5 protein-coding genes and 1 pseudogene are annotated in these 7723 nt (G+C 67.4%); all 6 read right to left on the minus strand.

What is annotated here, in order from left to right:
• Positions 1-247: 247 nt before the first annotated feature.
• Positions 248-4249: a tetratricopeptide repeat protein gene (locus tag AB0I79_RS62865; RefSeq protein ID WP_357896164.1), complete on the minus strand. Its 4002-nt coding sequence runs from the start codon at positions 4247-4249 to the stop codon at positions 248-250.
• Positions 4246-4851 carry a recombinase family protein gene (locus AB0I79_RS62870; RefSeq protein ID WP_357896168.1) on the minus strand — a complete coding sequence of 202 codons (606 nt, stop codon included), beginning with the start codon at positions 4849-4851 and terminating at the stop codon, positions 4246-4248. The genes AB0I79_RS62865 and AB0I79_RS62870 overlap by 4 nt, the downstream gene beginning before the upstream one ends.
• Positions 4852-4986: 135 nt before the next feature.
• Positions 4987-6246, minus strand: coding sequence for a TniQ family protein (locus AB0I79_RS62875; protein WP_357896171.1), 1260 nt, complete (start codon positions 6244-6246; stop codon positions 4987-4989).
• Positions 6243-7151, minus strand: a complete 909-nt coding sequence (locus tag AB0I79_RS62880; RefSeq protein ID WP_357896177.1) for a TniB family NTP-binding protein — start codon at positions 7149-7151, stop codon at positions 6243-6245. Before AB0I79_RS62880 ends, AB0I79_RS62875 begins: the two co-directional genes overlap by 4 nt.
• Before the next feature lie 20 nt (positions 7152-7171).
• Positions 7172-7387, minus strand: coding sequence for a hypothetical protein (locus tag AB0I79_RS62885; RefSeq protein WP_357896174.1), 216 nt, complete (start codon positions 7385-7387; stop codon positions 7172-7174).
• Positions 7380-7723, minus strand: a pseudogene (locus AB0I79_RS62890) (hypothetical protein); the annotation flags it as partial. The gene AB0I79_RS62885 and the pseudogene AB0I79_RS62890, both read right to left, overlap by 8 nt.

Consider the following 7723-nt stretch of genomic DNA (forward strand, 5'->3'; position numbering starts at 1 on the left):
AGGCGAATCCGGCCGTCGACCCAGACTTCAAGTCCCTGACCTGCGCGTTCAGGTCGCTACGACCTCCAGGAACCCCGAATTATGCGGAACGCGGGCTTGTCGGTCAGCTCACCACGTCGCACCACGATCGACCATTCAACCGTGAACGTGATCATTTGTCAGACACTGCCTAGCCACCCCCGTTTTCACCGTCTTAACTGGTGTGGATCAGGCCGCTTTTCAGCGTGGCGCCACACGGTGCTTTGCATCATGAGGTCAAGAGGACCCGTACCACAGCCTCCCGGTCTTCCTGCTGGTGCGCGGAGAACAGAGACACCACAGCCTGAAGGGCCAGGTCAGGCGGAAGCTGGGATGTGTAGATGTTCATCAGGGCCTTTGCGCAGGCGACCAAGGGTGAGTCTGGCGGTGGTTCGTCCGGATCGGCTGAGCCGGCCAAGGCTTGGCGGGCTGCGGTGGTCAAGGTAACAGCTGCCGTGGGGGTCGCGCGTCCAATTTCTAGGGCGCAGGCCAGGAGGTTCCCGGCGATGGTAGTGGCGGCCCGGCGGTCGGACATGGCGGTGGCGGCGCCTTGCACCGCGTGATACAGCCAGGCCGGCAGGGTGTCGGGCTGGTGAACGCGAACCTCGGCGATCAACCGGTTGAACAGGGGAATCATGGCGGACGGCTTCGCCCAGGTAGCGGGGCGGGCAAGGATCCGGGCGACCGCGTGGGGTTGCCATCGGTCATTCTCAGCGAGTTCCATCAGCCGCTTCTCGTGAAGAGGGAAGTCGCCGATGGCGGCTGTGATCAGCCGGCGGAGCGTCGTCTCGTGCTCATGGCCGCTGATCACTTTGGTGGTGTGCAAGTGGTCAAGAATTGCCGGAGTAGAGGTGGCGGGGATGCCAACGCCCCGGGCGAGCATCCGCAAGACTGGGTCGTCGCTCCACAACGCACAGCCCTTCAGGAAGGCGAGGTCGGCGGCCGACACCCAGGTGATGAGCGGAGGAGGGGCGTCTTCGAATGCAAACGCGGAGGTCGCAGGACGCGGCACCCGTTCGAATCGGTAGATGAGCGTCAACAGGGCTTCGGCCGCCTCAGCAAGCCGGTCGGCCTCGGCCGGGGTGGAATGGTCAACGGGGATGGTGCCGTGCTCTTCGTCATAAGCGAGACTTGCCGTGCTGCGCATGGCGAGAACGTCGCGAGCGGCCAAAGCGTCAACGGTCACGGTGTCGGTGGTTCCGACGCGTGAGAAGACGCCGATCACGGAGTCCCGAACATCGGCAGGAAGCGCGGTCAAAACGACGGCGGCAGTGGAATCGATCACGACTGGGTTGTCGGCGTGGGTCTGCACGGTCGCCAGGCAGGTGGCGTGTTCAGCAGGGTCGGGGTGTCTGGCAGGAATGGCGAAGCCGATCCGGGTGATGAGAACCTCGGCGTAGCTGCGTCCAGCCGCGCTCGCCAGGAGACTCACCGGCAGCTTCCCGAGGAGGACGCCTCGTCCAATGCCCCGCAGATGCCGACGGCGTTCCGCGCCGGGACGCATCAGCTCACCCACCTGCGTGAGAGCAGCGGCTGGATCGGCACCCTCGATCCGACGGATCGGTCCCGACGGCCATCGGTCGAAGTACCGGCCGATCTCCCGATGGGCCTCCTCCTGGAGTGCTTGAGGAACGGTGTTGTCGATGCTCCCCGGCATGATCAGGTTCGTAACCACAAAGGCACCGAACTCTTGGTCTTCGCTGAATCGCCGTAGGAGTTCCAGGCAGCCCTTTACCGTCACGGTCGGTCTTCCGCGTCGCACATGCAGGCTGATCCATAGACGGGCTTGGGCAACGGTGGCGGGCTTGAGCTGTTCTGGCGCTCCGGTCACTTCTTGCCAGGCGGAGTCAAGTTCCCCGCGATGCAACAAGAGGTCGGCTAGCGCCCATCGAGAAGAGGTATCACCAGGGTCTATCTCGAGGACGTTGCGGAGCAGATCAGCGGCGTCATGCGGACGCCGGTCATCAGCGGCGAGCTTCGCGGCCATCTGCAGGGCTCGGACCCGTGATGCCCCTTGCGCAGGGGTACGGGCCAGCAGGTCGTCCAGCAGGTTAGCCGCTTCCTGACGACGATCGGCGCGGATAAGAATCTCGGCCGCCGTCAGCATGAGGGAATTGTCACCAAAGGTCCGCGCCGCCGTGGTGAGCGTAGCGATCTGGTCATCGATGCGGTCGGTGTCGCCGTAGACGCGAGAAAGGGTGAGTGCTGCGGTCAGCGAAGTCGATGCTTTGGCCCGCAGATTCCGCAACGCCTGGTCAGTATGACCGGCCGCCGCCTCCGCCTGCGCCCGGATCTCCTCCGCCGCCTCCGGATGGCGGGCGGCTAGTTCCTCCAACCGCGGCAGCTCGGTGGCGCCACTTTGGGCGAGCCCGTACAGGGCCTGACCAAGCTGATCATCATCTTCTGCAGTCTCAACCGCAGCCCGCCAGAACGGCGACTGGTCCTCACCCTGCGCCTCGGCAAGCAATGCTCTAACCCGAGCCCGCGCTGCCTGATCTGACAACCGCTGCATGCAGTCGCGGGCCAGGTCCAAGTCGCCGAGGTACAAGGCAGCAACCGCCAGGTTCTCCAATACCTCCGGGTGGTCAGCCTCGGCTCGCGTCGCTCCATCGTCACCGAAGGTCGCCACCTGAATCAGCCGCCGGTAGTCCTGCTGAGCCAGCAACACCCCGCACAGTTGGGCGACCGTGTCCGCGCTATTGACACGTACGATACGCCGCTCGTCCCGCGCCCACAGCAGCAGTTCTGTAGCTTCGCGCAGGTCACGGTCCCACGTGCCGGCCCGCCCCAGCCGGGCTCGGACAGCCAACAGCCTCGCACGGACCACCGCAACCGCCGCCGACCACATGGGAACACTCGAGCCGTTGGTGGTCGCAGCCAAGGCTAAGTCGAGGTTGCCAGGCGCGTACGGTTCCTCAGCCGCCATCATGATCCGCACTTGGGTCAGCACGCGGATGACGCCGTCAGCGGGCTCGGCGGTCCATTGCTCCAGTTCCTGCAGTGCGGCGGCTCGGTCGCCAGAAAACGACAGGACAACGGCACGTGCATACGGTTCGGAGAGCTGCCGACTCTCCAGCTCCGCCAATAGACGATCGCGTTCCGGCTCGTCACCGAGCTCGTCATAGACAAGCGCGGCCCGCGCCCGCCAAAACTCTCCGCGCACCGCGCCATTCGCCACGGCCTTCACGAACAGGTCAGCCATCAGCCGGGACTGCCCGTATGCGCTGGCGAACTCACCCGCCAGTAGCTGGACCGGCGGAGCAGCTGACTTCAGCCACTCCGGACGTGTGCTTGCCCACTCAGCCGCGACCTCGGTGGGGAGCGGTTGACTGGCGGTCAGCGCGGTCACCAGCCGCCACGTGTCCTCGGGATAGTCACGCCAAGCGGACACCACTTGATCCCGGTAAGCGGAGGGAAGCAGACCCAGCCGTTCCTTGACCCCCGCCTCAGTAGCTCCAGCCAGCGGTGCCGCTACCGTGTCAGGTCCGAGAAGCAGTCTTGCGGTCGGCCACAGGTTCTCAACCGCACGGTCGATCGCCTCCAGGGTGATCTCAGTCACGCCGTTGCGGACCTGCTCCTCCACCCAAGCCGCGGCCATGTTGAGGTCCTGGTCATCTGCTGGAAGCCCGACTGACCCCATCTTCCCCGCGACCAGCTCTCGCATCCGCACCACGGAGAACCCGCAATCGAACTGTAAAACCGCCAACAACTCGAGTAACTCGTCCTGGCTCAACCCAGTGGCCTCGGCCCAACGGCGGCGCGCTCTGCCTTGTGCCGAACGCGGTCCGCCTTCTCCCGCGCCTGGCATCAGCAGAAGGGTCCGACTATCGTGCTTCGAGACCAGCGGGTCGGCGAAGTCGAGCTGCCGGTTAGTGATCAGCGACAGGTCCACGGTCGCGCCGTCAGCTGTCAGCTTCCGCCACGCTGCGGCGATCTTCTCCAGAATGGAAGGGCCATTGGCGTCACTCCGCTCCAGGAGATAATCCTCGTTCACGGCCGTGCGAGCATCAACGGCGTATTTCACCTGGCTGTAGAGGTGAGGCGGCCTCTGCCGGTACCGGACCACGTCGTCGACGTTGTCGACGCCCGCGACCTCGACACCGACCCGGACCACGGGATTAGGCTTCGCGCGGGCCCGGTCGATCAGCGCGGCCAGGCAGGCCTCCCACACATGCAGCCATTGAAAATGGTCTCCTGCAACCCGCGCGCCAGTCCTGCTCGGCCGCTTCAACGCTTCGCCTCAGACCGGCTGTCGTCAGAGCGGTCGGAAGCGCGATCCAAGACACGGTAGACGGTGGCGCGGCCGACCGAGAACACCTCCATCAGTTCGGCGATGGTGTAGTCGCCGGTGGCGTGCATACGGACCAGTTCGGCCTGCTGCCGGGCGGTCAGCTTGGGCGCCCGGCCTTTGAGTCGGCCGCGGGAGCGGGCGATCGCCATGCCCTCGCGGGTGCGCATCTTGAGCAGGTCGGCCTCGAATTCCGCGAAGACCGCCAGCATGTTGAAGAACATCTTCGACATCGGATCGGACGGGTCGTAGACGCTGCCGCCCAGCGATAGCCGAACTCCGCGGGTGACGAGGGTATCGCCGATGTCGCGGGCGTCGGGGACGGAGCGGGCGAGTCGATCCAGCTTCGGGACGACCAGGGTGTCGCCGGAGCGAACGGCCGCCAGTGCCTGGTCCAGGCCGGGCCGTTCGCGGTTGGTGCCGGTCAGGCCTTTGTCGAGGTAGATGCGGTCGTCGGCGACGCCGAGGCTCGCAAGAATTTCGCGCTGGGCGGTGAGGTCTTGAGCGACGGTCGAGCATCTGGCGTAGCCGATGAGTTCTCCCACCCGCCTACCGTACCGTTTAGCCTCCCATCACCGGACAGTTTCGCGGACTACCTATATGAGACGCGGAGGCAGCGTGCCGAGCTGCGCTTCGATGATCTCCGCGGCCGCACGTCCAGGTGTCCGGTTGAGGTTCCCCTAATGGACACCTCCGGTGGAGGCGAAACGGCCCGGCTCGGGCTCGGGAAGGAACGAGGCGGGGATGCCTTGGCCGATCATGAAGTCGCGTTCCCGGTCGTAGGCCTCCCTCGTCCGGGAAAAACAGGTGAGGATGCCAAAGATCCGGCGCGCGGCGGCCTCGTCGATGCGCGCGGCGTCGAACCATTCCTCCACCTCCCGCTGGGCTTGGGCCCACGACTGATGCATGGCCTCCCGCCCTGCCGTACGCGTCCACTCCGCCGCGCCGGGCCGCTCTCCCTCGTAGACGGGCTGGTGCGGCTGGATGGTCAGCAGCGGGCCGAGGCTGCCGCGCGCGGTGATCTTCCCGGTCCGGATGAGGTCCAGCGCGGTCGCGGCGGCTTCCAGCAGCGCTTCTTGACGCATGGGGTCGAAGGTCTCGTACGGGCGCCATACCGTGATGCCGGCCCGGGGCAGCCGGCCGGCGGTGGCCCAGATCTGTTCCAGGGCGGTGGCCGAGTGCCGGCGGACTCGCGAGGTGGACAGGCTGACCTCGTCCAGCAGGGTGCGCAGCAGCCGGAGCCAGACGCCGACGTGCACGGATCGGCGGGGCAGGCTGACCGTGCCGCAAGTCAGGCCCTGGAAGGTGAGCCGGTCCATGGCCACGATGTGCTCGGGTGCCGCGTGGTCCGGCGCAGGCTCGCCCAGCGCCTCGGCGAGCCAGAACGCCTGCTCGACTTCGAGGCGGCGCCCATGCATGGGACAGCTGAGCATGAGCGGGATCCTGGCGGTCAACGGGATCCCGCGGCTGGGCTCGGCGGCGCAGACAGGACAGACCCGCCGCACGGTCCGAGGGGTGTGACGGGGCAGGGGGAACCAGGGCCGCCATCGCTGGACGACGTTGCGGCCGGCCTCGCCCGGCCACAGCAGGACGGAGTCCTGCCGGACGTAGGTGGGGAAGGCTTCCGCGCCGAGGTCCGAGTCGAGGGTGTCGGCCAGCCAGGGCACCCACCCGCCGATCGTCATCCGGCGTAGCCGGCCGACCGGCGTGCCGGTCCGCTCGGCGAGCGCATGCAGGATCGCCCCCGGCGGATCCCAGTCCAGATCATCGGCGGCTGGGTCGTCCAGCAGGGCGGAGGCCGGGCCAAGATTGTGCTGCAGCAGTTGGCGCGGCGACAGGTGGTAGATGCTCGCCAGGCGGCCGAGCCAGGAGGTCAGCGCCTCACCGGGATGGGGCGGCGGGTGCACCGGCCAGCGGCGGACGCGCTCGCCTGGCCTCATGTGAGTTCGCGTTCGAACAGGCGGCGCCGCTCGGTCGGCCCCTCGTAGCCCGCCATGAGCAGGGTGCGCTGGTTGATGGCTTCCTCACCGGACTCGATCGCCACGACGGCGGCCTCGGTGAGCAGCGCGGCCAATTCCCCGATCGTACCCTCGCTGCGGGTCAGCAGGTATTCGGCCATCTCCGGGGTGGCCAGGGAGGAGGGGCGGCGCAGCGGGAAGGCGGCGGCGAAGCTGGCCAGCAGGGCACTCGCCTCCCGGTCGGGCTCCCAGCGCGGCAACGTGAACGGGGCGAAGCGGTTCTCCAGCTGGTCGTCGGAGCGGATCGCCAGGTAGGCGTCGCGGGTGCCGACGCCGACCAGTGGGATCTTCAGCTCGTTGCCGAGGAAGCGCAGCAGATAGAGGAATTCCCGGCGCGTATCGCCGCGTCCGGCCAGGACGTTGTGGAGTTCGTCGATCACCAGCATCCGCACGCCGGCCTGTCGCAGCAGGCGCAGGGCGAGTTGCTCCAGCTCGGCCAGCCGCTGGCGGGGCCGCAGCGGCGCACCGAGCGCGGCCAGCAGCGCGGTGTAGAAGCGTGCCACCTGCGGGTCGGACGGCATCTGCACGGTCAGCACCGGGATCTCCTCGGCGTCCGGATGGGAGATCGGCGGGTGCGAGCGCCGGAACTTCTCCACGATCATCGACTTGCCGTTGTTGGTCGGTCCGATCACCAGCAGGTTCGGCATCCGCTGCTTGGTCGGCCAGGTCAGCAGCTTCTGCAGCCGGGCCAGCGCCTGCGTGGCGCGGGTGTAGCCGATCCATCGATCCGCCCGTACGCGGGCCAGCCGCTCGGCGGCGGGCAGCCGTGCCACCGGCCGGGCAGTCTCATGCAGATGAGACAGCTCCTCTTCCGGCCCTATCTCCAGCTCGACGTCCGGCTTGCTGCTCACCACTGCTCGATCACCTCGAACGGGCGCACCGACTCCCCCTCCGCAGGATCCTGCGCCGAGGTCGGCGGTACTGGCGCAGGTGGGATCCGGGGCGTGGCGGGAGTCGCGGAGCGGCGCTCGCCCTCCCGGCGGGCCCGGCGGGTCTTGGCCGCCGCGTCCTTCGTGATCTGCCGCATCTGCTCGACCATCGCGAACAGCGCCGTCTCATTCACCTGATCGCGCCCCAGCCCCCGAAGCCGAGCAACTGCCGCGCGCTGCTCCCCACAGACTGATCGGCGGCCGGGACATCGTCCGATACGGCACCGGCAGATAGGAGTCCCCGTCCGGATCGAGCGCCCAGACGCGGGAGATGTCGCGCGGGTCGCGCCGCAGCACGATCTTCTCCAACTGCCTGCGCCGGGCGATCCACGGCTTAGGCAGTGTCTGACAAATGATCACGTTCACGGTTGAATAGTCGATCGTGGTGCGACGTGGTGAGCTGACCGACAAGGCGTGGGCGCGGATCCAGCCGCTGCTGCCGGTGGTTGATGGGCGTGGCCGCCCCTGGC

Source organism: Nonomuraea sp. NPDC050202, assembly GCF_040656115.1.
GTDB lineage: Bacteria > Actinomycetota > Actinomycetes > Streptosporangiales > Streptosporangiaceae > Nonomuraea.

Excerpts from the sequence above, each read along its gene's own strand:
- AB0I79_RS62875 (WP_357896171.1), bottom strand. The coding sequence starts at position 6,246 with ATGAGGCCAGGCGAGCGCGTCCGCCGCTGGCCGGTGCACCCGCCGCCC.